At 55.3% G+C, this 22,583-nt stretch carries 25 protein-coding genes and 2 pseudogenes; 11 read left to right on the forward strand and 16 right to left on the reverse strand.

Annotation, left to right across the window (positions count from 1 at the left end):
• The first annotated feature begins 23 nt into the window (after positions 1–23).
• The 5 genes from anmK (at position 24) to pdxY (ending at position 4,606) form a co-directional block, all read left to right on the forward strand.
• Positions 24–1,148, forward strand: a complete 1,125-nt coding sequence (gene anmK / locus ACOTXR_RS05045) for an anhydro-N-acetylmuramic acid kinase (RefSeq protein ID WP_014883570.1) — start codon at positions 24–26, stop codon at positions 1,146–1,148.
• Positions 1,149–1,241: 93 nt separating this feature from the next.
• Positions 1,242–1,565, forward strand: a complete 324-nt coding sequence (gene mliC, locus ACOTXR_RS05050) for a C-type lysozyme inhibitor (RefSeq protein ID WP_014883571.1) — start codon at positions 1,242–1,244, stop codon at positions 1,563–1,565.
• Positions 1,566–1,622: 57 nt separating this feature from the next.
• Positions 1,623–2,279 (forward strand): pyridoxamine 5'-phosphate oxidase, encoded by a 657-nt coding sequence (gene pdxH, locus ACOTXR_RS05055; protein ID WP_008500575.1) that lies wholly within the window; start codon positions 1,623–1,625, stop codon positions 2,277–2,279.
• Between the two features lie 125 nt (positions 2,280–2,404).
• Positions 2,405–3,679 (forward strand): tyrosine--tRNA ligase, encoded by a 1,275-nt coding sequence (tyrS, locus tag ACOTXR_RS05060; protein WP_014883572.1) that lies wholly within the window; start codon positions 2,405–2,407, stop codon positions 3,677–3,679.
• Between the two features lie 66 nt (positions 3,680–3,745).
• On the forward strand, positions 3,746–4,606 hold the full coding sequence (gene pdxY, locus ACOTXR_RS05065) for a pyridoxal kinase PdxY (RefSeq protein WP_014883573.1): 861 nt from the start codon (positions 3,746–3,748) through the stop codon (positions 4,604–4,606).
• Positions 4,607–4,683: 77 nt separating this feature from the next.
• On the opposite strand, the gene gstA is transcribed toward pdxY, so the two are convergent.
• From gstA to blr, 12 genes are all read right to left on the reverse strand, one after another.
• A complete protein-coding gene (gene gstA / locus ACOTXR_RS05070; protein WP_014883574.1) occupies positions 4,684–5,289 on the reverse strand; it encodes a glutathione transferase GstA in 606 nt (201 codons plus the stop codon).
• Positions 5,290–5,394: 105 nt separating this feature from the next.
• A complete protein-coding gene (gene dtpA, locus ACOTXR_RS05075) occupies positions 5,395–6,903 on the reverse strand; it encodes a dipeptide/tripeptide permease DtpA (RefSeq protein ID WP_014883575.1) in 1,509 nt (502 codons plus the stop codon).
• Between the two features lie 605 nt (positions 6,904–7,508).
• On the reverse strand, positions 7,509–8,144 hold the full coding sequence (gene nth / locus ACOTXR_RS05080) for an endonuclease III (RefSeq protein ID WP_008500570.1): 636 nt from the start codon (positions 8,142–8,144) through the stop codon (positions 7,509–7,511).
• A complete protein-coding gene (locus ACOTXR_RS05085) occupies positions 8,141–8,827 on the reverse strand; it encodes an electron transport complex subunit E (protein ID WP_023337188.1) in 687 nt (228 codons plus the stop codon). The genes nth and ACOTXR_RS05085 overlap by 4 nt, the downstream gene beginning before the upstream one ends.
• A 2-nt stretch (positions 8,828–8,829) precedes the next feature.
• The gene (rsxG, locus tag ACOTXR_RS05090; protein ID WP_058690708.1) at positions 8,830–9,450 is read right to left on the reverse strand and encodes an electron transport complex subunit RsxG; all 621 of its coding nucleotides are present in this window, start codon (positions 9,448–9,450) and stop codon (positions 8,830–8,832) included.
• A gap of 10 nt (positions 9,451–9,460) precedes the next feature.
• Positions 9,461–10,513, reverse strand: coding sequence for an electron transport complex subunit RsxD (gene rsxD / locus ACOTXR_RS05095; protein WP_045134974.1), 1,053 nt, complete (start codon positions 10,511–10,513; stop codon positions 9,461–9,463).
• Positions 10,514–12,535, reverse strand: coding sequence for an electron transport complex subunit RsxC (gene rsxC, locus ACOTXR_RS05100; RefSeq protein ID WP_078310477.1), 2,022 nt, complete (start codon positions 12,533–12,535; stop codon positions 10,514–10,516). It abuts the gene before it with no gap.
• Positions 12,528–13,106, reverse strand: a complete 579-nt coding sequence (rsxB, locus tag ACOTXR_RS05105) for an electron transport complex subunit RsxB (protein WP_058690706.1) — start codon at positions 13,104–13,106, stop codon at positions 12,528–12,530. The genes rsxC and rsxB overlap by 8 nt, the downstream gene beginning before the upstream one ends.
• Positions 13,106–13,687, reverse strand: a complete 582-nt coding sequence (rsxA, locus tag ACOTXR_RS05110) for an electron transport complex subunit RsxA (protein WP_014883581.1) — start codon at positions 13,685–13,687, stop codon at positions 13,106–13,108. The genes rsxB and rsxA overlap by 1 nt, the downstream gene beginning before the upstream one ends.
• 76 nt (positions 13,688–13,763) lie before the next feature.
• Positions 13,764–14,204 (reverse strand): DUF2569 domain-containing protein, encoded by a 441-nt coding sequence (locus ACOTXR_RS05115; protein ID WP_023337192.1) that lies wholly within the window; start codon positions 14,202–14,204, stop codon positions 13,764–13,766.
• A gap of 86 nt (positions 14,205–14,290) precedes the next feature.
• Positions 14,291–14,506 (reverse strand): transcription modulator YdgT, encoded by a 216-nt coding sequence (gene ydgT, locus ACOTXR_RS05120; protein ID WP_013096896.1) that lies wholly within the window; start codon positions 14,504–14,506, stop codon positions 14,291–14,293.
• A gap of 231 nt (positions 14,507–14,737) precedes the next feature.
• A complete protein-coding gene (blr, locus tag ACOTXR_RS05125) occupies positions 14,738–14,863 on the reverse strand; it encodes a division septum protein Blr (protein WP_168112406.1) in 126 nt (41 codons plus the stop codon).
• Between the two features lie 243 nt (positions 14,864–15,106).
• Between blr and ACOTXR_RS05130 the strand changes: the two genes are divergently transcribed.
• Positions 15,107–16,147: an oxidoreductase gene (locus ACOTXR_RS05130; protein WP_058690705.1), complete on the forward strand. Its 1,041-nt coding sequence runs from the start codon at positions 15,107–15,109 to the stop codon at positions 16,145–16,147.
• A 52-nt stretch (positions 16,148–16,199) separates the two neighbouring features.
• On the opposite strand, the gene add is transcribed toward ACOTXR_RS05130, so the two are convergent.
• The 4 genes and pseudogenes from add to ACOTXR_RS05150 form a co-directional block, all read right to left on the reverse strand.
• Positions 16,200–17,201: an adenosine deaminase gene (add, locus tag ACOTXR_RS05135; RefSeq protein WP_014883584.1), complete on the reverse strand. Its 1,002-nt coding sequence runs from the start codon at positions 17,199–17,201 to the stop codon at positions 16,200–16,202.
• A 96-nt stretch (positions 17,202–17,297) separates the two neighbouring features.
• Positions 17,298–18,470, reverse strand: coding sequence for a MalY/PatB family protein (locus tag ACOTXR_RS05140; protein ID WP_078310478.1), 1,173 nt, complete (start codon positions 18,468–18,470; stop codon positions 17,298–17,300).
• Between the two features lie 48 nt (positions 18,471–18,518).
• A pseudogene (malX, locus tag ACOTXR_RS05145) lies at positions 18,519–19,925 on the reverse strand (maltose/glucose-specific PTS transporter subunit IIBC); the annotation flags it as partial.
• A 44-nt stretch (positions 19,926–19,969) separates the two neighbouring features.
• A pseudogene (locus ACOTXR_RS05150) lies at positions 19,970–20,131 on the reverse strand (site-specific integrase); the annotation flags it as partial.
• A 64-nt stretch (positions 20,132–20,195) separates the two neighbouring features.
• Here ACOTXR_RS05150 and ACOTXR_RS05155 point away from each other — a divergent pair.
• Genes ACOTXR_RS05155 through ACOTXR_RS05175 form a run of 5 tightly spaced genes read left to right on the forward strand, consistent with a single transcriptional unit; the run spans position 20,196 to position 22,580 of the window.
• A complete protein-coding gene (locus ACOTXR_RS05155; RefSeq protein WP_222834822.1) occupies positions 20,196–21,293 on the forward strand; it encodes a major capsid protein in 1,098 nt (365 codons plus the stop codon).
• Between the two features lie 10 nt (positions 21,294–21,303).
• Positions 21,304–21,588 carry a hypothetical protein gene (locus ACOTXR_RS05160; RefSeq protein WP_222834823.1) on the forward strand — a complete coding sequence of 95 codons (285 nt, stop codon included), beginning with the start codon at positions 21,304–21,306 and terminating at the stop codon, positions 21,586–21,588.
• A gap of 59 nt (positions 21,589–21,647) precedes the next feature.
• Entirely contained in the window at positions 21,648–22,046 is a 399-nt protein-coding gene (locus tag ACOTXR_RS05165) for a DUF7370 family protein (RefSeq protein WP_222834824.1), read from the forward strand.
• On the forward strand, positions 22,046–22,225 hold the full coding sequence (locus ACOTXR_RS05170) for a hypothetical protein (RefSeq protein ID WP_222834825.1): 180 nt from the start codon (positions 22,046–22,048) through the stop codon (positions 22,223–22,225). Before ACOTXR_RS05165 ends, ACOTXR_RS05170 begins: the two co-directional genes overlap by 1 nt.
• Positions 22,218–22,580, forward strand: coding sequence for a hypothetical protein (locus tag ACOTXR_RS05175; RefSeq protein ID WP_222834826.1), 363 nt, complete (start codon positions 22,218–22,220; stop codon positions 22,578–22,580). The genes ACOTXR_RS05170 and ACOTXR_RS05175 overlap by 8 nt, the downstream gene beginning before the upstream one ends.
• Positions 22,581–22,583: the final 3 nt, after the last annotated feature.

The raw sequence follows: 22,583 nt of genomic DNA on the forward strand, positions 1-22,583 counted from the left end.
CCCACGCAACGTAAGGAAAGCGCATGAAATCGGGTCGCTACATTGGTGTGATGTCGGGCACCAGTCTGGATGGGGTAGATGTCGTTCTGGCCGCCATTGATGAACGTATGGTCGCTCAGCAGGCGAGCCTGACCTGGCCCATTCCCATTTCACTGAAAGAGGATATTCTGAGTATCTGTCAGGGGCAGCAATTGACGCTCTCTCAGCTAGGGCAACTTGACGTCCGCCTGGGAGCACTGTTTGCTGATGCGGTACAGGCGTTAATGCAAAAAGAAAATCTTCGACCGCAGGATGTGGTTGCCATCGGATGCCATGGACAGACCGTCTGGCATGAGCCGGTTGGTGATGCGCCGCATACGATGCAAATCGGTGATAACAACCAGATTGTGGCGAAGACGGGCGTCACGGTCGTCGGCGATTTCCGTCGTCGCGATATTGCGCTTGGCGGCCAGGGGGCACCGCTGGTGCCGGCGTTCCATCAGGCGCTGCTGGCACACCCTTCAGAACGCCGGATGGTGCTGAATATCGGCGGAATTGCCAACCTGTCAATGCTCATTCCCGGGCAGCCTGTCCGCGGCTACGATACCGGTCCAGGTAATATGTTAATGGATGCCTGGATCTGGCGGCAGTGCGGGCAACCCTATGATAAAAACGCCGAGTGGGCGAGCGAGGGTAAAGTGATTCTCCCGCTGTTGCAGTCGATGCTCAGCGATCCCTACTTTGCTTTACCGGCGCCGAAAAGCACGGGGCGTGAATACTTCAACGTTGGCTGGCTTGAACGTCAGCTGGCGCCATTCCCGGCACTGGCTCCGCAAGATGTCCAGACGACGCTTGCCGAATTAACGGCGGTGTCGATCTCTGAGCAGGTACTTCTCAGCGGCGGATGCGAACGCCTGCTGGTGTGCGGCGGTGGAAGCCGAAATCCGCTGGTGATGGCGCGTCTGGCCGCGTTACTGCCGGGGACGGAAGTGACGACGACAGACGAGGCGGGTATCAGTGGGGATGATATGGAAGCGCTGGCTTTCGCCTGGCTTGCCTGGCGCACCATCGCCGGGCTTCCGGGTAATTTACCTTCGGTGACCGGCGCGCGCGAGGCCAGCGTCCTCGGGGCGATTTACCCGGCAAATCCTCGTCATAATCAGAGTTAACTGAAATTCAGCACGGCGTCTCGTCGTTAGAATGGAATGAAACAGGAGGGCAGCCATGCCCTCCAGGACCAGGAAAGTCTTCGGAATACGCCCATGAAAAAAATTCTTCTTATTGTCGCGCCTTTATTGCTGTCAGGATGCAGCGTCTACAACCAGTTCCTTGAGCGTATGCAGACCGATACGCTGGAGTATCGCTGCGATGAAAAACCGCTGACCGTGAAGCTGAATAATCCACGTCAGGAAGCCAGTTTTGTTTATGACAATAAACTGCTGACCCTCAAGCAGGGCATGTCGGCCTCCGGGGCACGTTATTCCGACGGTATCTACGTCTTCTGGTCGAAAGGGGATAGCGCCACGGTCTACAAACGCGACCGCATCGTACTGAACAATTGCCAGCTTGAAAATCCGAAGCGTTGAGATTTTTACAGGGGCGGCGCACAATAGCGCCACCCAATCTCAACGTCAGCTAACGCCATGTCAGATAACGACGAACTGCAGCAAATTGCGCATCTGCGCCGTGAATACACCAAAGGCGGCCTGCGTCGCCAGGATCTTCCCGCTGAACCCCTCGTGCTTTTTGAACGCTGGCTGAAACAGGCCTGTGAAGCGAAACTGGCCGACCCAACGGCCATGGTTGTCGCAACGGTAGATGAAAACGGTCAACCGTATCAGCGCATCGTCCTGCTCAAGCATTATGATGAGAAAGGGCTGGTGTTTTATACCAACCTCGGCAGCCGCAAAGCGCACCATTTAGAAAATAATCCGCGCATCAGCCTGCTGTTCCCCTGGCACATGCTGGAACGTCAGGTCATGGTCACCGGCAAAGCGGAACGTCTCTCGACCCTTGAAGTGGTGAAATATTTCCACAGCCGTCCGCGTGACAGCCAGATTGGTGCCTGGGTTTCAAAACAGTCCAGCCGAATCTCTGCCCGCGGTGTCCTGGAGAGCAAGTTCCTGGAACTGAAACAGAAGTTCCAGCAGGGGGAAATCCCACTGCCAAGCTTCTGGGGCGGCTTCCGTATCCCGATTGAGCAGATTGAGTTCTGGCAGGGCGGTGAACATCGCCTGCACGACCGCTTTTTATACCAGCGCGAGAATGGCGGCTGGAAAATCGACAGACTGGCACCGTAATCCCCGAAATTTGTTGATTTAAGCGCTAGCGCACACCGCGCTTGCGCTTTATTCTATGGTCCTTTCGCATCAGGCGAAAAGTCGTGTACCGGCAAAGGTGCAGTCGTTTATACATGGAGAATTTGATGGCAAGCAGTAACTTGATTAAACAATTGCAAGAGCGGGGCCTCGTGGCCCAGGTGACGGACGAGGAAGCGTTAGCAGAGCGACTGGCGCAAGGCCCGATCGCGCTCTATTGCGGCTTCGATCCCACCGCTGACAGCTTGCATTTGGGGCATCTTGTTCCATTGTTATGCCTGAAACGCTTCCAGATGGCGGGCCATAAGCCTGTTGCTCTGGTGGGTGGTGCAACCGGTCTGATTGGTGACCCAAGCTTTAAAGCCGCTGAGCGTAAACTGAATACCGAAGATACCGTGCAGGAGTGGGTGGATAAGATCCGTAAACAGGTTGCACCGTTCCTTGACTTCAACTGCGGCGATAACGCTGCCATTGCTGCCAACAACTATGACTGGTTTGGCAGCATGAACGTGCTGACCTTCCTGCGTGATATTGGCAAGCACTTCTCTGTTAACCAGATGATTAACAAAGAAGCGGTGAAGCAGCGCCTGAACCGTGACGATCAGGGTATCTCCTTTACCGAGTTCTCCTATAACCTGCTGCAGGGCTATGACTTTGCTTGCCTGAACAAACTGCATGGCGTTTCCCTGCAGATTGGTGGTTCTGACCAGTGGGGTAACATCACGTCCGGTATCGACCTGACCCGTCGCCTGCACCAGAACCAGGTCTTCGGCCTGACGGTTCCACTGATCACCAAAGCAGATGGCACCAAATTCGGTAAAACGGAAGGCGGCGCGGTGTGGCTGGATCCGAAGAAAACCAGTCCGTACAAATTCTACCAGTTCTGGATCAACACGGCGGACGCCGATGTTTACCGCTTCCTGAAGTTCTTCACCTTCATGGATATTGCAGACATCAATGCGCTGGAAGAAGAAGACAAAAACAGCGGTAAAGCACCGCGTGCACAGTATGTGCTGGCCGATGAAGTGACCAAACTGGTTCACGGTGAAGAAGGTCTGGCGGCGGCGAAACGCATTACGGCAAGCCTGTTCAACGGTACGCTGAGCGATCTGAGCGAAGCGGACTTCGAACAGCTGGCGCAGGACGGCGTGCCGATGGTTGAGATGGAAAAAGGGGCTGACCTGATGCAGGCGCTGGTGGACTCCGAGCTGCAGCCGTCTCGCGGACAGGCGCGTAAAACCATCGCGTCTAACGCGATCACCATCAACGGTGAGAAACAGGCTGACCCGGAATACACCTTCGTTGACGGCGACCGTCTGTATGGACGCTACACGCTGCTGCGCCGCGGTAAGAAAAATTACTGCCTTGTTTGCTGGAAATAATTAACAGTCTCCAGGGGCGTGGGAAACCACGCCCTTTTTGTTTTTTCAGGGTTTGGTAAGAAAAAGATGAAGAACATCCTCGCCATTCAGTCCCACGTTGTTTTTGGCCATGCGGGCAACAGTGCAGCGGAATTCCCGATGCGCCGCCTCGGTGCTAACGTCTGGCCCCTCAACACCGTGCAGTTTTCCAACCACACGCAGTATGGTAAATGGGCCGGCTGCGTGATGCCTCCCTCGCACCTCACCGAGGTGGTTCAGGGCATTGCGGATATTGACCAGCTCAAACGCTGTGACGCCGTTCTGAGCGGTTATCTGGGCTCAGCCGAGCAGGGGGAGCACATCCTTGGCATTGTGCGTCAGGTGAAAGCAGCGAACCCGGCGGCAAAATACTTCTGCGACCCCGTCATGGGACACCCGGAGAAAGGCTGTATCGTAGCGCCCGGTGTTGCAGAGTTTCACGTTCGCCATGCGCTGCCTGCCAGCGATATCATTGCGCCAAATCTTATTGAGCTGGAGATCCTCTGCGAGCACCCGGTTAACAGCGTAGAAGAGGCGGTAAGCGCGTCTCGCGAGCTAATAGCCCAGGGGCCAGAGATTGTACTGGTAAAACATCTCGCCCGCGCAGGGCTGAGCCAGTCGCGTTTTGAGATGCTGCTGGTGACGAAAGATGACGCCTGGCATATTAGCCGTCCGCTGGTGGATTTTGGCCTGCGTCAGCCAGTGGGAGTGGGGGATGTGACCAGCGGTCTGCTCCTGGTGAAACTGCTGCAGGGTGCAACGGTCAGAGACGCGCTTGAGCATGTGACTGCGGCGGTGTACGAAATCATGATTGCGACGAAAGAGATGCAGGAATATGAACTTCAGGTCGTCGCGGCACAGGATCGTATTGCGAAGCCGGAGCACTATTTCAGCGCCACCCGGCTTTAAACGATGCCGGGTGGCGCTGCGCTTACCCGGCCTACAAAACCCGTAGGCCCGTGTAAGCGAAGCGCCGCCGGGCGATATTAGCTAAGACCTTCCGCTTTCAGTGCCGCAGCCACCGCAGGACGCTCCGCCATACGGGTCATATACGATGTAATATGGTCTAACCCTTCCATATTGAGCTTAACCGCCCGTGCCCAGCGCAGCACGGTAAACAGATAGGCATCGGCAATCGTGAAACGGGAACCACAAATCCACTGATCGTCTTTCAGCGACGCGTTTACATACTGCAGCTTTTTCTCAAGAAGCGCGCGCAGGGTCGGTTTGTACTCTTCCGGCGTATCCGGGCGGAACAGGGGAGTAAAGCCTTTATGTAACTCGGTAGCGATATAGTTTAACCACTCCAGGGTCTTATAACGTGCAATGCTGCCGGTGGGGGCAAGAAGCTGGCGATCCGGTACGTTGTCCGCCAGGAATTGCATGATGGCAACGCCTTCTGTCAGCAGAGTTCCGTCATCCAGCAACAGCGCTGGAACTTGTCCCTTCGGGTTAATGGCAAGGAAATCATCGCCATTCTCCAGACGCTTTTTCATCAGATCAACGCCATCGAGCGTGAAATCTTTGCCGCTCTCGCGCAGGGTGATATGGGAAGCAAGAGAGCACGCGCCCGGTTTGTAGAACAGTTTCATCGGTAACTCCTTTTTGCTGAGGTTTCAGCTATGTTAGTGCGCGAACAGGCAAAAAAAAAGCCGCTAATGCATTAGCGGCTTCTCAACAGTCGTTTCTCAATAATCTTACGCAGTCGCGGTTTCGCTTGCCTTGGCCGTCTTGTCGTCGTCCTGAGTCATACGATTCAGTTTCGGCGCGGTCAGCAGCATCAGAACTGCAATCACCGCTGTCGCGATACCAATCTGCATGAACACGGTACCGTAGACATTCAGGGAGACCAGTGGGTCAGTGACGTTTTCCGGCACGGCCATCAGGTTCGCAATCTTACCTGCGATAATTGCTGCACCGGCAGTGGTCAGGAACCAGCTACCCATAATGAAGCCCATCAAACGCTGTGGAACCAGCTGTGCCACCATCGCCAGGCCCAGACCGGAGATCATCAGTTCGCCGATAGACTGCAGCGCATAGCTCAGAATCAGCCAGTTTACGGAGACGATACCGGCGTCGGTCGCAAATTTCGTACCCAGCGGCAGCACCAGGAACGCACCGGAGCACAGCACCATACCAATCGCAAACTTGTGCGGCATTGGCAGACGGTCGCCCATCTTGTTATAGATAGCTGCCAGAATCGGGCTGCCAATCATAATCCAGAACGGGTTCAGCGCCTGATACTGCTCCGGCTCGAACGCGATACCCAGGATAGAGTGCTCAACGTTACGAATGGCGAAGAAGTTCAGAGAGGTTGGCATCTGGCTGTACAGTACGAAGAAGATAATCGCTTCCAGCATCAGAATGAAGGCCACAATCATCTTACGGCGCGCAGCACCCTGCATCGCGAACGCTTCTTTCGCGAAGATGACCACGATACCCAGCGCAACCACGCCCAGAACGGCACGTGCGATCCCCTGGTTGTGCAGCAGCCAGGTGGCGATCGCCGCCAGAATCACAACGCCCACGATGGTCGCCAGCAGTTTACCCATATGGACGGGTTCGAAATCGGGTTTTGAACCGTAGTCTTTGACCCAGTTGCGGCAGAACAAGAAGTTCACTACGGTGATCAGCATGCCCACAAAGCTCAGCGCAAACGCCACGCTCCAGCCGAATTTAGCGGCCAGCCATGGTGTTGCCAGCATGGAGAAGAATGAACCGATGTTGATGGACATGTAGTACATGGTGAATGCACCGTCCAGACGTGGGTCATCTTTGCTGTAACAGGTAGAGAGCAGGGAAGACGGGTTCGCTTTAAACAATCCGTTACCGACAGCAATGGTCGCCATACCCATATACACCACTGCGGCGTCATGGCCAGACCATGCGACCAGCCCATAGCCAATCGCCAGAACAATGGCGCCCAGCATGATGACACGTTTGGTGCCGAGAACTTTATCACCCAGCCAGCCGCCGATAGCAACCAGGCCGTATACGAGGGCACTGAAGGAGGAGAACAGCGTGATGGAATCGGCTTCGGACATACCCAGCTGTTTTACCAGGTAAACCGCCATGATCCCTTGCAGGCCGTAGTAACCAAAACGCTCCCATAACTCGATAGAGAAGATGAGATAAAACGCTTTCGGTTGTTTAAAAGCGTTAAGACTCACGCTTTCATCTGTTGGTTTATTGTTTGCAGTCGACACATATACCTCTTTTTTTACATCCCATATTAACGGGGGTGTTCATAGCGTGATGGCCGTAGTCCATCCGCCTTATAGTTATATTGGGAGGAGAAACGGCGGGTAATGTTCACTATCCTGACCCGTCTGGCAATACGTTTGTAATAATCTGTTACATTTATCTGGGGTGGTATAATCGTCGGTTCATGCAAATGTTATTCAGCGTTAAATTTCATACGGTGAGTAAAGGTAGTTTTTTCAACTGGTATTCCCCCTCTCCGATCGGCTTTTGGCGATATGTTCTGCTATTTGCCGTTTGTGGCAGTGATATAGCCCATATTCTGAAAAATAGCTGGTCTTATCTTCCGGTTCTGATCGGTTATATCTTGTCTGGCAAAGGCTTTGGGATGATTTTGACAACAAAAAATCAACATGAAGTTATCAGAGTGATCGCGATCACAGATGTATAGAAATTTTTGGCTATGAAAAAAGTATTAACCTGTTTGAGCGTTAACGCGCCGAACAAGTGACAAGTCAGCAGGGGAAAGAGGCGAATGATTTATGGTCAGGAGAGGGACGTTTGGAAGGCCTTCTCCTGATGTGGGATTGTGATTGTTCAGACCAGCAATTCAGGGATAAACTTTTTCTTTGTATTCACAGAGGTCTTCAATAATGCAGGAGCCGCAACGAGGTTTACGGGCGATGCAGGTATAACGGCCGTGCAAAATCAGCCAGTGATGGCAGTCAACCTTGAATTCGGCGGGCACCACTTTTAACAGCTTCTCTTCGACCTGCTCAACATTTTTACCGGGGGCGAAGTTGGTGCGGTTAGAAACACGGAAGATATGCGTATCCACGGCGATCGTCGGCCAGCCGAACGCCGTATTAAGCACCACGTTCGCGGTTTTGCGTCCTACACCCGGCAACGCTTCCAGCGCTGCGCGGTCTTCCGGCACCTCACCGCCGTGCTGTTCCAGCAAGATCCGGCAGGTTTTAATCACATTCTCTGCTTTGCTGTTAAACAATCCGATGGTTTTGATATAAGACTTCACGCCTTCCACGCCGAGCTCCAGCATCGCTTTTGGCGTATTAGCGACCGGATAGAGCAGGGCGGTCGCTTTATTGACGCTCACATCGGTAGCCTGTGCAGAGAGCAACACGGCGATCAGCAGCTCAAACGGGGAGGTAAAATTCAGCTCCGTCGTCGGATGCGGGTTCTCGTCCCGCAGACGGGTCAGGATCGCAATGCGCTTTTCTTTATTCATGAGGCCTTCTCGGGTATCCCTTCCTGGACGCTACGCTCTGCTGCGCGGCGCTTACGTTTTTCATCAATCAGGTATTTTACTGCCAGCATCATGCCAAGGCCAATAAACGCGCCAGGTGGCAGCATCGCCAGCAGGAATGGCGTATCGGTATGGAACACCTCGATACGTAGCGATTTGGCCCAGCCGCCCAGCAGCGCGTCGGCACCGTCAAACAGCGTCCCGTTGCCGAGGATCTCGCGCAGTGAGCCGAGCACGAACATCGCACCGGTCGCACCCATACCAATCGAAAAACCATCCAGCGCCGACATGGCCGGACTGTTTTTCACGGCGAAGGCTTCCGCACGCCCGACCACAATACAGTTAGTCACGATCAGAGGGATAAAAATTCCGAGCGACTGATACAGACCGAAGGCGTAGGCGTTAATCAGCATCTGGACGATACTGACCACCGACGCAATGATCATAACGTAAATCGGAATACGGATTTCCGACGGGGTCCAGCGGCGCAGGGCGGAGATGGAGAGGTTGGTCAGGGTCAGCACCAGCGTCGTTGCCAGACCGAGACCAAGCGCATTGGTGGCCGTTGACGTCACGGCCAGCAGTGGGCACATCCCCAGCAGCTGAACCAGCGCGGAGTTGTTCTTCCACAGTCCCTGGACAATAACCTCTTTAACCTGGCTCATGATCACTCTCCACAGGCCGGAAGATTGTTGATTTGCGCGGGTAGCGTTTCAGCATACAGCCCGGCCCGTTTTACGGCGTTCACCACCGCGCGCGGCGTGATGGTCGCGCCCGTGAACTGGTCAAACTCGCCGCCGTCTTTTTTCACCGCAAACGCGGTGTCATCTTCACCATGGATCACTTTACCGGCAAAGTGCAAAATCCAGTCGCTCAGACGGGTTTCAATTTTATCGCCCAGACCCGGCGTTTCATGATGTTGCGTCACGCGGGTGCCCAGTATGGTGCCGGAGAAATCGCTGCCGACGAGCAGCTGAATGGCGCCGGAATAGCCGTCGGGCGCCGTCGCCTCCATTACCGCGCCGACCGGTTTATCCCCTTTGCGGGCGATAAACAGGCGGTGTGGGCCTTTTCCAAGCTGCGGCGCGTCTACCACGAAGCAGCTCTTTTGCAGGTCATTATCGTAAAAATCCGACGGGATCACCTGATCGAACAGCGCTTTTTGCTGCTTCACCGCCTGTTCATCAATGGTCGATTTGGTCAGCTCATTCACCAGCGCCGTCATTCCGGTGAGTACGGCGGCGAAAACGGCCAGCGTGACGCCATGTTTTTGCATTGTTTTCAGCATCGCGACACCCTTAACGATGGCCGTACACGCGCGGGCGCGTGTAATAGTCGATCAGTGGAACGGTGATGTTGGCGAGCAGGACGGCAAACGCCACCCCGTCCGGATAACCGCCAAAGCTACGGATGAGCCAGACCAGCAGTCCTGCCAGCGCACCGAAGATCAAGCGACCACGGTTAGTCGTAGACGCCGTCACCGGATCGGTCAGGATAAAGAACGCGCCCAGCATCGTTGCACCGGAGAGCAAATGCATCTGCGGGCTGGCCAGCGACTCAGGGGAGAAGACCCAGCCAAGGGTGGCACAAACCGCCAGCGTCACGAGGAAGCTGACCGGAATATGCCAGCGGATGGCCTTCTGCTGCAGCAGGAACAGGCCACCCAGCAGATACGCCAGGTTAACCCACTGCCAGCCTGCACCCGCGAGCATACCGCTGTAGATGGCGGATTTCATGATTTGCTCGACGCTGTGCCCGGCATGCAGGGACGTTTTGAACGTATCGAGCGGCGTCGCCTGGCTGATGCCGTCCACGCCCATACGCAGCGCGTTCATATCCGCGCCGAGCGCCGTATGGCCGGTAAAGATCACGTGCAGGGCATCCATAAAGCCTGGCACCGTGGCGGCAATGTCATGGGGTGGAAGCCAGCTGGTCATCTGTACCGGGAAGGAGATCAGCAGCACCACATAGCCGATCATCGCCGGGTTAAACGGGTTATGGCCGAGCCCGCCATACAGCTGTTTGGCAATAATCACGGCAAAAACGGTACCGAGGACGACCATCCACCACGGGGCAAACGGCGGAATACTGATGGCCAGCAGCAGGCCGGTCAGCAGCGCGGAGTTGTCGGCAATGATGCGGGAGACCGTCATCTTGCGAAGCTTCAGCACCAGCGCCTCTGCCGCTACGGCGCTGATACAGCCCAGGGCTATCTGGAACAGGGTTCCCCAGCCGAAAAACCAGCACTGAACGGCAATGCCCGGCAGCGCGGCCAGGCAAACCAGCATCATAATACGCGATGTCTGACGCTGATTATGGGTGTAAGGGGAACTTGCGATTCTGAAAACCATTTAATCCTCGTTAACGGCTTGCTGTGCGGCTTTCTTCGCCTGAACGCGCGCAATCGCGGCAGCGACGGCGGCCTTGCGCGGGTCATCGTTAGCGGCCTGCGGCTGCTCTTCCTGCTGCGCTGCTTTACGCGCTTTGGCGCGGGCTATCGCCGCTTCAACGGCAGCTTTACGCGGGTCAACCGGTGCTTCTGGTTCTGCTGCAGGTGCCTGCTGCGCCGCTTTACGCGCTTTGGCGCGGGCAATCGCGGCTTCAACAGCGGCTTTACGCGGATCGACCGCGCCCTGTTCAACCATCACCTGCTGCTCCCCGGCCTTACGGGCTTTGGCACGGGCAATCGCCGCCTCGACAGCGGCTTTGCGTGGATCGACCTCCCCATCCGGTTGCGCTGTTTGCGCTTTTTCTGCCTGACGTGCGCGAGCCGCAGCCTTGCGTGCTTCACGCGCGGCGATGGCTTCACTGTTGTCAGGCTTCTCACCTGCAGGGATCACCACCGTCTGGGCAGCATTGGCTTTTTTCTCGCGAACGCGCGCCAGGGCGGCGTTAATGGCATCCTGATCTTTTTCGCCAGGCTGGACGGCGGCCTGCTTATGACGCTCCTGACGGGCCGCTTTTTCACGTTCCAGCCGCGCCTGACGTGCTTCAAAGCGCGCTTTGGCTTCTGCTGCACGTTTTTCTTCCATGGAGATGGCATAAATTTCGGCCTTCTCCTGGCGGAAGTATTGCACCAGCGGAATATTGCTTGGGCAGACCCAGGCGCAGGCGCCGCATTCGATGCAGTCGGCCAGGTTATGCGCTTTGGCTTTATCGTGTAGCTGGCCTTTGCTGTACCAGTAAAGCTGCTGCGGGAGCAGATCCGCCGGACAGGCATCGGCACAGGCGCTACAGCGGATGCAGCCTTTCTCTTCCTGCACTTCGCCCATCTCGGTGGAAGAGGGAGCAAGCAGGCAGTTCGTGATTTTGACTACCGGGACATCCAGCCATGGCAGGGTAAAGCCCATCAGAGGGCCACCCATGATCACCATCTGATCGGTACCCGGGCAGAATTCAGCCTGCTCCAGCAAATGACGCACCGGCGTACCGAGGCGCGCCCAGACGTTACCCGGACGGGAGACCGATTCGCCAGTCAGCGTCACGACTCGTTCGGTTAACGGCTCGCCGTCAATTACCGCACGTTTCACGGCATAAGCTGTGCCGACGTTTTGCATCAGCACGCCGATATCCGAAGAACGTCCGCCGTGCGGCACTTGCTTCCCGGTGAGGATTTGCGTCAGCTGTTTTGCGCCGCCAGACGGGTACTTGGTTGGAATAACGCGCAGGGCGATATCATGGCTACCCGCCAGCACGGCGCGCAGCATGGAGATAGCCTGCGGTTTATTGTCTTCGATACCAATCAGCACTTCTCGCGGCTGCAAAATATGCGCGAGGATACGGATGCCTTCCACTACCTGAGCGGCGCAATCCTGCATCAGACGATCGTCGGCGGTGATATACGGCTCGCACTCTGCGGCATTGATAATCAGCGTCTGGATTTTATCGCTACCGCCGCGCAGCTTGACGCCGGTAGGGAAGCCCGCGCCGCCCAGCCCGGCAACGCCGAACTGGTGAATGCGCTCGATAAGCGCTTCGCGGCTCTGGCTGCGGTAGTCGCTCCAGCCGTCACGTTCGATCCAGCGATCTTCGCCGTCGGCTTCAATGATCACGCTCAGCTCTGAAAGTGCCGACGGATGCGCCACCGTATGAGGGGCAATCGCGATCACTTTACCGGACGTTGGGGCGTGTACAGGCAGCATACGTCCGCGACCAAAGGTCAGCGGCTGACCGCGAAGGACGGTATCCCCTTCTTTTACGCACAGCTCACCTTCCGCGCCGATATGCTGCTTGAGCGGCATGACGTAACGCGTCGCCAGCGGAATCTGGCGCAGCGGCGTGCCGTTAGACTGGGTTTTCATCTCCGGCGGATGAATACCGCCGTCAAAGTCCCAGATCTTCTCTTTTCTGAAAGCAGAAAATAACTTAAGCATGTTGTTCCACAGGAATGTTGCGAACCGGAATGGTTTGAAGATCCCACTTCCAGCTTTCGGTAGTCGCTTCAACCGGGCGCAGCGTAATACATTGCGTCGGGCAGGGGGCTACGCAGAGGTTACAGCCGGTGCACAGATCCGCCACGACGGTGTGCATGGCGCGGGTGGCACCCACAATGGCGTCAACCGGGCAGGCCTGAATACATTTAGTGCAGCCGATGCAATTTGCCTCGTCGATCACGGCGAGGGCGCGGACCGGCTCCTGCACATCCGCATCGCCATCAACGGGCTGTGGGTCAACGTTAAGCAGGGCCGCAATTTTCAGCATCACCGCTTCGCCGCCGGGCGCACAGCGGTTAATTTTCTCACCCTGAATGCCCACCGCTTCAGCGTAAGGGCGACAGCCAGGGTAGCTGCACTGCCCACACTGGCTTTGCGGCAGAAGCTCATCAATTTTTTCTACAACGGGATCGTCCTCTACCGCGAAACGGCGGGAGGCGTAACCGAGGATAAGGCCAAACGCTAACCCCAGGACGCTAATAGAGGCGATGGCAATCCAGATAGCATTCATTACAACTTCACCAGACCACTGAAGCCCATAAAGGCCAGAGACATTAAACCCGCGGTGACCAGCGCAATCGCGTTACCGCGGAAAGGCGCAGGGATATCCGCAGCGGCCAGACGTTCGCGAATCGAGGCGAACAGGACCATTACGAACGAGAAACCGACGGCGGCGGAAAAACCGTACAGCGCCGACTGCATAAAGTTATGGCCAAGGTTGATGTTCAACAGCGCCACGCCGAGTACCGCGCAGTTGGTGGTGATCAGCGGCAGGAAGATACCGAGGAGGCGATAGAGCGCCGGACTGGTTTTACGCACCACCATTTCGGTAAATTGCACAACAACGGCAATGACCAGAATAAAGGCCAGCGTACGGAGGTAGATTAACCCCAGCGGGATGAGGATCCAGGTATCTATCAACCAGGCGCAAATCGATGCCATCGTCATGACGAAGGTGGTTGCCAGCCCCATGCCCATCGCCGTTTCCAGCTTTTTGGAAACGCCCATAAACGGGCACAGGCCAAGGAACTTCACCAGAACGAAGTTGTTAACCAGCACAGTGCCGACAAAGAGCAGTAAGTAATCGGTCATTATTTAGCCTGAAATAAAAAAGCCGCCTATTATCGGACAAACCGGGTCAGGCGACAACAGGTTATCTGTAAGGTTATTACGGGTTCACGAAGGTGTTTTTTACCCGCGTCGACCGTTTGAAATAGGGCACCAGCAGCGCCGCGGCCAGTAACGGGAAAAGTAGCTGGCGGACCGCAAGCACGTCAGACACCGGCGAGAACGCAAACGCCTTGACTGCCAGCAGGACTGAGATTAACAGCCAGATAATATAGTGCTTAGGCACCCCTTTGCGGCGTTTGAAGAAGGCAATGGTCAGCCACAGGGTGTAGTACCACATGCCGATCGCGAAAACGAAGGACACAAACCACATCGCAATATTAAGCACACTTTGCGACATCAGGGTCTGAATAGCGTGAGGGGTGATCAGTGCGGTAGTATAAAGCAGCAGCGCAAGCGATGCGCTTAACAAGGCAACCAGCAGCCATGCCAGTGGGGCGATTAACCAGCCTCCAATGCGTTCTCCAGGCGTTGCGGTCATGAACTCTCCCATAATCTGCGCGAAATGTTGTACAGCCAGTTTGCAGGGCGGAGAGTATATAACATTTCGCGCGGATGGCTACTTTCTTATAAAACGTAACGCCAGACAGACTTAGGCACTTCACCGACGTTGAACAAACGACCGCCGGAGACCAGCTCCGCACGGCGATGATCGGCGGCGCGATACATATTGATGATGTCCTGATTATCCGACAGGGTGTAGTTCAGGTGGTCAAACAGTTTTTCCAGGCTCTCAAGCGAATTGATCTTGCGAAATTTTAATAAATAGTCCTGAACTGTCATATTAATAAGTTTCCATATAAAAGTGAGTAATACCCGTTAAGGTAATTCGTTCGAATAATAAACGGATTAATAAAGACGTAAACAGCCCACTCAGGTAACGCGACGAAATTAGGAGTTTTCTTTGCTGAAATTCAGGCATCAGACGATGCCTGGAAGAGAAGGTTAACCGTGTTCACCTGGGCTGGCAATACGTAACTGACATAATATGTCACTCGTTATTGCAGTAACCGGTTACTTAGGTTGGGCGACTGTGACAGGCTCCGGCGGCTGGTAGTTATCGATGTGGCTGGCAACGCCGAGCAAAATGACCGATACCCCAAGAACAATCCATCCCGCTAATTCAATGATTCGATTAATAATTGATGTCATGACTCGTAATTGTACTTTATCCATAAATACAGGGCGCAAATGTTACAGCGAGGCCTCACCAACGGCAAGCGCTTTGGGAACGGTTCCCTTAAACAAAATCAGAAGGTTAATACTATGTAACGAAAACAACCGCCACAACCTGCTATTTTAAGTCATACGGCACATTATTAATCTGCGCTTATGCCAGGCTTGCCAGTGTGAAATAAGAACGTCATAAAAGAGGACAGCACTATGAGTGATAATATCCGCGTCGGTCTGATAGGTTATGGGTACGCGAGCAAAACGTTTCATGCACCTCTGATAGCCGGAACGCCCGGAATGATGCTGGCAGCAGTATCCAGTAGCGATGCTACCAAAGTCCATGCCGACTGGCCTTCCGTGCCGGTTGTCTCTGAGCCAAAACATCTCTTCAACGATCCGAATATTGATTTAATTGTCATCCCTACACCTAACGACACGCATTTCCCCCTGGCAAAAGCCGCGCTGGAAGCAGGAAAGCACGTCATTGTTGATAAACCTTTCACGGTGACGTTGTCACAGGCGCGTGAACTGGACGCGCTGGCAAAAGGCCTGGGCAGACTGCTTTCCGTTTTTCATAACCGCCGTTGGGACAGCGACTTCCTGACGGTAAAAGCGCTACTCAGCGAAGGTACGTTAGGCGAGATCCTCTTTTTTGAATCGCACTTTGACCGTTTTCGCCCGCAGGTAAGAAACCGCTGGCGGGAGCAGGCCGGTCCGGGGAGCGGCATCTGGTACGATTTAGCCCCTCATCTTTTGGACCAGGCTGTCAACCTGTTTGGTCTGCCGGTGAGCATGACGGTCGATCTGGCCCAGCTCAGACCCGGGGCGCAGACGACCGATTACTTCCACGCGGTGTTAAGTTATCCGCAGCGCCGCATCGTGCTGCATGGAACGATGGTCGCGGCCGCGGAATCTGCCCGTTATATCATTCACGGCACGCGGGGAAGCTATGTGAAGTTTGGCCTCGATCCACAGGAAGACCGTCTTAAAAACGGTGAGCGTTTGCCGCAGGAAGACTGGGGCTATGATATGCGCGACGGCGTGGTCACGCGGGTTGAAGGTGAGGAACTGGTTGAGGAAACGTTGCTGACGATGCCGGGCAACTATCCGGCCTATTATGCGGCTATTCGCGATGCGTTGAACGGAACAGGAGAAAATCCGGTTCCGGCCAGCCAGGCGATTCAGATTATGGAGCTGATTGAGCTGGGTATCGAATCTGCCAAACATCGCGCCACGCTCTGTCTGGCATAGGGTTCAGATACTGTAGGCCGGGTAAGGCGCAGCCGCCACCCGGCAAAAAGGCTTACGCGGTTGCCACTTTATTCCGCAGAGCCTGCTTCTCTTCCGGCGTCAGGAACGCAATTTCCAGACCGTTGATCTGCGCCTGACGGATCTGCTCGCGGCTCAGACCCGCCTGCGGTGCGGCGTTATTGTATTCGTGGATGATATCCACGCCCTGTACCGCCGGATCGTCAGTGTTCAGCGAGGCCAGCACGCCGTGTTCCAGGAAGGTTTTCAGCGGGTGCTGCGCGAGCGTTGCCACGGTGCTGGTCTGAATATTGGACGTCAGGCACGATTCAATCCCGATACGCTGTTCTGCGAGGAAATCCATCAGGGCGCGGTCTTCTACCGCCTTCACGCCGTGACCGATACGCTCGGCGCCGAGCTCACGAATGGCCTGCCAGATACTTTCCGGGCCTGCCGCTTCGCCCGCATGAACGGTAATGTGCCAGCCGGCATCGCGTGCGCGGTTGAAGTGAGAGAGGAACAGGCTGCCCGGGAAGCCCAGTTCATCACCGGCGAGATCGACGGCAGTGATGGCATCGCGATGGGCCAGCAGCGCCTCCAGCTCCTGCAGGCAGGCCGCTTCGCCAAACGTACGGCTCATAATACCAATCAGACGGGCCTGGACATCGAAAGTTTCACACCCCTGGCGGACGCCTTCAATCACGGCTTCCACCACGCCTGCAACGGGCAGGTTGTGGGTCATCGCCATATAGCCCGGCGAGAAGCGCAGCTCAACGTAGTGCAGGCCGTTACGGGCCGCATCTTCAATGTTCTCAAACGCCACGCGGCGGCAGGCATCCAGCGAGGCCAGCATCTTCACGCCCCAGTCGAGTTTGCTCAGGAAGCTGACGAGGTCAGGTTCATTTGAGGTGACCTGAACGTGCGGAATAAGAGACTCAAGCGTCTGAGCGGGAAGCGTTAAATTGTACTGGCGGCCAAGATCGAGGATGGTTTGGGCACGAATGTTACCGTCAAGGTGACGATGAATATCAGTTAAAGGCAGGCGTGTATCAATCATGGTCGCACTCTTTTCTGGTTAAAGTGCGCCATATTATAAAAACAAAACGGGGTAAAAAGCTATTTGCGCAAGGGAATATTCCGTTGCGCAAACTGATTACAGGAGCGTGTTAATCCCGGCGATGAGGCGTTTCACCCCTTGTTCCAGCTTGCTGCGCGGGCAGCCAGCGTTCAGACGCACGAAACCGTTACCCTCGTTTCCGTAGGTATATCCCGGCATGATGGCGACTTTTTGGCGCTCAATCAGTACTTTTTGTAGCGCGCGGTCATCAATATTTAGCGGGCGCAGATCAACCCAGGCCAGATAGGTGGCCTCCGGCGGCTGCCAGTTCAGTTTCGGAAAAGCACTGTTTAATTCCTGCGCGATATACAGCAGATTTTCTTCGAGATAGTGCCTTAGGGCATCCAGCCACGGTGCTCCCTGCTGGTAAGCGGCGATATGCGCCGTCAGTGCCAGTACGGAGGGGGAAGAGAGTCCGTCCCGGCCTTTTAAGGCGCCGAGATAGCCGTTACGACTCTCTTCTTCACCTATCAGGCCGTAAGCGCCCGTCAGCGCCGGAATATTAAAGCTTTTCGAGCCGGAGGTTAGCAGCGCCCATTTGCCGCGCGCCACCTCATTCCACGGCGTGTGACGATGCGCACCCCACACCATATCCATATGAATTTCATCGCTGATGACCGCAACGTTATGGCGCGCGCACAACTCTGCCATGTGGGTCAATTCATCGCGGGTCCAGACCTTACCGGTTGGGTTTTGCGGGCTGCACAGGAGCAGGATTTTATTTTCCGGTTTCACCAGTGCCGCTTCCAGAGCGGCCATATTGCCCAGCCAGCCAGAAGCATGCTTTTCCATCTCAACCGGCACCACATGACGCCCATTGCCTTCAATGACTTTGTAAAACGCATCGTATGCCGGGGTGTGCACCACCACGCCGTCGCCAGGAGCGGACCAGAGACGAATCAGCTCGGACACCATGTAGATGACGGAAGGGCCATACACGATGGTTTCGGTATCAATGTGGCTGTTAAAGCGCTGGCGGAACCAGTGCGCGACGGCGGCGAGAAATTCATCGTTTTTCCAGCGGCTGTAGCCAAACACGCCGTGGTTGATGCGCTGATGCAGCGCGTCAGTAATGCAGGGGGCGGTGGCGAAATCCATATCCGAGATGGTGAAGGGCAGCAGGTCGGGCGTGCCAAAACGGTCGGCGACGTAGTCCCACTGTGTACACCAGGTGCCGTGACGATCCACGACGGTAGAGAAATCAAACATCACGTGAGTCCTTAAAGTAAAACCCCCTCAGAGCGAGGGGGCGGGGCATCAGGCTTCTACTGTTCGCATCAGGGTTGCCAGCTCATCTTTCACCGACTGTACCTGCGGGCCGATAACCACCTGCAAATTGTGCTGATTTAACTGTACCACGCCGATCGCCCGGTTAGCTTTCAGGGCGTTGGTATCCACTTTTGACATATCCGCCACCGACAAACGCAGGCGGGTAATGCAGTTATCCAGCGAGGTAATGTTATCCGCACCGCCCAGCGCCGCCAGAATGGCAAGGGTGTTATAGCCGGATTTGCCCACGGTTCCTGCAACCGCCTGTTCGACGCTGGTGGCTGTTTCAACATCACGGCCTGGCGTTTTCAGGTTGAAGCGGGTAATGGCGAAGCGGAAGATGCCGTAGTACACCGCAAACCAGATGGCCGCCACGACCGGTACCAGATACCACTTGGTGGAAAGACCATGCAGGATACCGAACACCACGAAGTCAATCACGTTGCCGTCGGTATTACCGATGGTGACGCCCAGTACCGCCATGACGGTAAAGCCCAGACCGGTCAGCACGGCGTGGATGAGATACAGCACCGGCGCAACAAACAGGAACAGGAATTCGATAGGCTCAGTGGTCCCGCCGACGACGCAGGCGATCACGCCGGAGATCAGCAGCCCTTTAATTTTATGGCGGTTTTCCGGACGCGCGCAGTGGTACATCGCCAGTGCCGCACCCGGCAGGCCGCCAAGGAAGGCTGGCATTTTACCCTGGGACAGGAAGCGGGTGGCGCTTTCAGAGAAGCCATGAGTGGTCGGGCAGCTCAGCTGCGCCTGGAAGATGGTCAGCGCGCCGCTCACATCGTGACCGCACACCTCCATGGTTCCGCCCGCTTCGGTGAAGCGAATCAGGGCGACCAGGATATGCTGCAGGCCAAACGGCAGCAGCAGACGCTCACCGGTACCGAAGATCATCGGACCAAAATCGCCCGCGCCGTTAATGATGCGGCCAATACCGTTGATGCCCATCGCAAAGACTGGCCAGATCAGCGGAATGATTAAACCAAACAGACCCATCACCACCAGGGTAATAATTGGTACAAAGCGGGTACCGCCGAAGAAGGCCAGGGCATCCGGCAGGCGAATATTGTGGAAGCGCTCGTGCAGCATCCAGATAATCACCCCGGCGATCACCGCGCCGAGGATCCCGGTATCAATCGACTGGATACCAATCACGCTCTGAATGTTATTGGCTTTCAGCACGGCAGCGTCGGTGGTCGGCAGAATGCCTTTCGCGGTCAGCCAGAAGTTAACCGCCAGATTCATCACAGCGTAACCCACAAAACCGGCAAACGCCGCCACACCTTTGTTCTCGCGCGCCAGACCCAGCGGAATGGCGATACAGAACATCACAGGCAGGAAGCTAAATGCGAAGGAGCCGACTTTACTCATCCAGATGAATCATGATTGAAGTGATATTAATATGTTAAATCAGATAGTTAAGGTTATGCGGTTTTTCTATGGGGCATCGGTGGGGCATTTTGAGTAAATGATGCGTTCAAAATGCCCACCTGGTCATGGTTATTCTCGGTCATCCATTTACCGTAAACCGTGAATAGCATTTGCGCTGACGAATGGCTCATCTGGTGCGCAACGAAATTTGGGTTTCATCCGCGTGCGTATGCGCGTTGGCACTGTAGCTGCCCCGGCAGAAAATTCAGGAGAATAAGAATGTATTTTACCCCCGAAACACTGGCTGCTAACAGCCGACTGCGCGGGCACTGGAATGAGCTGTGGGCCAACCGCAACATTTTCAACCATCATCACGACATGATGGTTAACGCATATCGCCAGAGCATGACCCCCGAAATGCTGGCGGCTAACGCTGTTGGTGGCTTCGCTCGTGAATTCTGGGCTGAGATTGATCGCCAGATTATCCAGATGCGCGATCAGGAAATTGGCATGGAAATCGTCAATGACCTGATGGGCGTGCAGACTGTATTGCCTATCGGCAAAACCGCGAAGCTGTATAACGTGTCTGGTGACATCGCTGATGACGTGTCAATCAGCATCGATGGTCAGGCGCCGTACTCCTTCGACCATACTGAATTCGGTTCTGATGGTGACCCGATCCCGGTATTCACTGCCGGTTACGGTGTCAACTGGCGACACGCGGCAGGTCTGAGCACTGTCGGCGTCGATCTGGTGCTGGAATCTCAGTCGGCTAAGCTGCGTAAGTTCCACAAGAAGCGCGTCAACTTCTATCTGAACGGCGACTCCAGCATTGTTGTTGATGGTCTGCCAGCTCAGGGGATGAAAAACCACCGTAACACGCAGAAGATCAACCTGGGCAGCGGAGCGGGCGGCGCCAACATCGACCTTACCACTGCAACCCCGGCGCAGTTGCTGGCCTTCTTCGGCCCTACCGGCCCGTTTGGCCTGACGGCTCGCACCAACAAAGTAACTGCTTACGACAAGCTGTGGGTTAGTCCGGAAGTGTGGGCCAACATGGCGAAGCCATACCTGGTAGACATTAACACCGGCACCAATGCGTTACTGAGCGGAACGGTTCTGGATGCGATCAGTAAGTTCATTCCTGCGAAGTCTATCCAGATGACCTACGCGCTTTCCGGCAATGAGTTCCTCGCCTATGAGCGTCGTCAGGACGTGATTTCTCCGCTGGTCGGTATGGCTGTCGGCGTTGTCCCTCTGCCGCGCCCAATGCCCCAGTCGAATTATAATTTCCAGATTATGAGCGCTGAGGGTTTGCAAATTAAGAAAGACGGCGAAGGCCTGTCCGGTGTGCTGTACGGCGCGAATCTGGCATAAGGAGAACAACATGGCTAAATACCAGGTAACCAGAGCATGGCATGGAGTGAACGTCGGTGATGTGGTTGAAATTGAGAAACTGCATCCTGCGCTAAAGCCTCATGTTATGAAACTCTCTGATGCGGCATTAACACCGGCGACGCCAGAGGCTGGCACGGATGTGAAATCCCGAAAAGAGATTATCGCAGCGCGCCTGACGGAGCTGGGTATCGAGTTTAAAGGCAATCTCGGGGCTGAAAAGCTCGGTGAATTGTTGCCTGATGGTGAACTCGGAAAACTGTTCCCTGCTGAATAACCGCCGCGAAAGCGGTTTTTTTATGCCCCGTCCCGGCGGGGCTATTTCAGGAGTCTTTGATGGTAACTCTCGAACAGGCCAGGGAGTATTTGCAAAGTCAGGGCATTACCATCCCGGACTTCATGCTTCAGGCGTTAGTGGACGATGTTAACAGCATTCAGGAATGCCTCGATGCGCATTACCCGGCATCAAAGGCGTTGGCAATCCAGATGTATTTGCTTGCATTGATGGGCCTGGGGCAAGGCGATAAGTACATCAGCTCCCAGACCGCACCCAATGGTGCATCGCGTTCATTCCGGTATCAGTCGTTTCCCGACCGATGGAAAGGGGCGCTGGCATTGTTGCGTGGCGCTGACAAACACGGCTGTGCTAATGACCTCATCCCTCCAGACCCGACCAATACAGCGTTTGCTGGTATCTGGATTGGCCGAGGTGGCTGCATGTGCGGGGGTAAGTAATGGCATGGGTATCGGTTAAGCAGCGATTGCCTGAGCCGTTCGTCAAAGTCTGGGTGATGACCGACAGTGGTAAGCGCGTTACCGGCTATGTCAAAAGCAACGGTGACTGGTATCTGTTGTGCCGGAAAGTTGCAGCGGAGAAACCGGAGGTGATCCGGTGGGAGGATAGCAATGTCTGAAACAGCGCGCTGGAGTTACACCAACGTTGCGACAATCTATCCGCGCGTCTACGACGACTGGAACAGCACCTGGACAAACGGAACTCCCTACCTGATTGACTGCGCCTGGACGGCAAACAATGAAGTTGCGGTAGATGCCAGCGGGAAAGAGTTCACCACGAACCTGATTTTCTTCACTGAGCTTAAGCGTAACGGCGTCGATGCGACCATGCCGAAGCGCGACTGGTACATCGCCAGAGGTGACACAACAACTCAGGCCGATCCGCTGAAGGCTGGCGCCAATATCATCAAAGCGGTGACCGAATGGGATATGAGTTTCTTCGAAGAAGAACCGGATTATAAGGTTATGACGTGAGGT

The organism is Enterobacter cloacae complex sp. IR53030 (genome assembly GCF_049238365.1).
GTDB lineage: Bacteria > Pseudomonadota > Gammaproteobacteria > Enterobacterales > Enterobacteriaceae > Enterobacter > Enterobacter kobei.

What these genes read in the sequence shown, in the direction of transcription:
- anmK (WP_014883570.1), top strand. Translation starts at nt 24, where the DNA reads ATGAAATCGGGTCGCTACATTGGTGTGATGTCGGGCACCAGTCTGGAT.
- mliC (WP_014883571.1), top strand. Translation starts at nt 1,242, where the DNA reads ATGAAAAAAATTCTTCTTATTGTCGCGCCTTTATTGCTGTCAGGATGC.
- pdxH (WP_008500575.1), top strand. Translation starts at nt 1,623, where the DNA reads ATGTCAGATAACGACGAACTGCAGCAAATTGCGCATCTGCGCCGTGAA.
- tyrS (WP_014883572.1), top strand. Translation starts at nt 2,405, where the DNA reads ATGGCAAGCAGTAACTTGATTAAACAATTGCAAGAGCGGGGCCTCGTG.
- pdxY (WP_014883573.1), top strand. Translation starts at nt 3,746, where the DNA reads ATGAAGAACATCCTCGCCATTCAGTCCCACGTTGTTTTTGGCCATGCG.
- gstA (WP_014883574.1), bottom strand. Translation starts at nt 5,289, where the DNA reads ATGAAACTGTTCTACAAACCGGGCGCGTGCTCTCTTGCTTCCCATATC.
- nth (WP_008500570.1), bottom strand. Translation starts at nt 8,144, where the DNA reads ATGAATAAAGAAAAGCGCATTGCGATCCTGACCCGTCTGCGGGACGAG.
- ACOTXR_RS05085 (WP_023337188.1), bottom strand. Translation starts at nt 8,827, where the DNA reads ATGAGCCAGGTTAAAGAGGTTATTGTCCAGGGACTGTGGAAGAACAAC.
- rsxG (WP_058690708.1), bottom strand. Translation starts at nt 9,450, where the DNA reads ATGCTGAAAACAATGCAAAAACATGGCGTCACGCTGGCCGTTTTCGCC.
- rsxD (WP_045134974.1), bottom strand. Translation starts at nt 10,513, where the DNA reads ATGGTTTTCAGAATCGCAAGTTCCCCTTACACCCATAATCAGCGTCAG.
- rsxC (WP_078310477.1), bottom strand. Translation starts at nt 12,535, where the DNA reads ATGCTTAAGTTATTTTCTGCTTTCAGAAAAGAGAAGATCTGGGACTTT.
- rsxB (WP_058690706.1), bottom strand. Translation starts at nt 13,106, where the DNA reads ATGAATGCTATCTGGATTGCCATCGCCTCTATTAGCGTCCTGGGGTTA.
- rsxA (WP_014883581.1), bottom strand. Translation starts at nt 13,687, where the DNA reads ATGACCGATTACTTACTGCTCTTTGTCGGCACTGTGCTGGTTAACAAC.
- ACOTXR_RS05115 (WP_023337192.1), bottom strand. Translation starts at nt 14,204, where the DNA reads ATGACCGCAACGCCTGGAGAACGCATTGGAGGCTGGTTAATCGCCCCA.
- ydgT (WP_013096896.1), bottom strand. Translation starts at nt 14,506, where the DNA reads ATGACAGTTCAGGACTATTTATTAAAATTTCGCAAGATCAATTCGCTT.
- ACOTXR_RS05130 (WP_058690705.1), top strand. Translation starts at nt 15,107, where the DNA reads ATGAGTGATAATATCCGCGTCGGTCTGATAGGTTATGGGTACGCGAGC.
- add (WP_014883584.1), bottom strand. Translation starts at nt 17,201, where the DNA reads ATGATTGATACACGCCTGCCTTTAACTGATATTCATCGTCACCTTGAC.
- ACOTXR_RS05140 (WP_078310478.1), bottom strand. Translation starts at nt 18,470, where the DNA reads ATGTTTGATTTCTCTACCGTCGTGGATCGTCACGGCACCTGGTGTACA.
- ACOTXR_RS05155 (WP_222834822.1), top strand. Translation starts at nt 20,196, where the DNA reads ATGTATTTTACCCCCGAAACACTGGCTGCTAACAGCCGACTGCGCGGG.
- ACOTXR_RS05160 (WP_222834823.1), top strand. Translation starts at nt 21,304, where the DNA reads ATGGCTAAATACCAGGTAACCAGAGCATGGCATGGAGTGAACGTCGGT.
- ACOTXR_RS05165 (WP_222834824.1), top strand. Translation starts at nt 21,648, where the DNA reads ATGGTAACTCTCGAACAGGCCAGGGAGTATTTGCAAAGTCAGGGCATT.
- ACOTXR_RS05170 (WP_222834825.1), top strand. Translation starts at nt 22,046, where the DNA reads ATGGCATGGGTATCGGTTAAGCAGCGATTGCCTGAGCCGTTCGTCAAA.
- ACOTXR_RS05175 (WP_222834826.1), top strand. Translation starts at nt 22,218, where the DNA reads ATGTCTGAAACAGCGCGCTGGAGTTACACCAACGTTGCGACAATCTAT.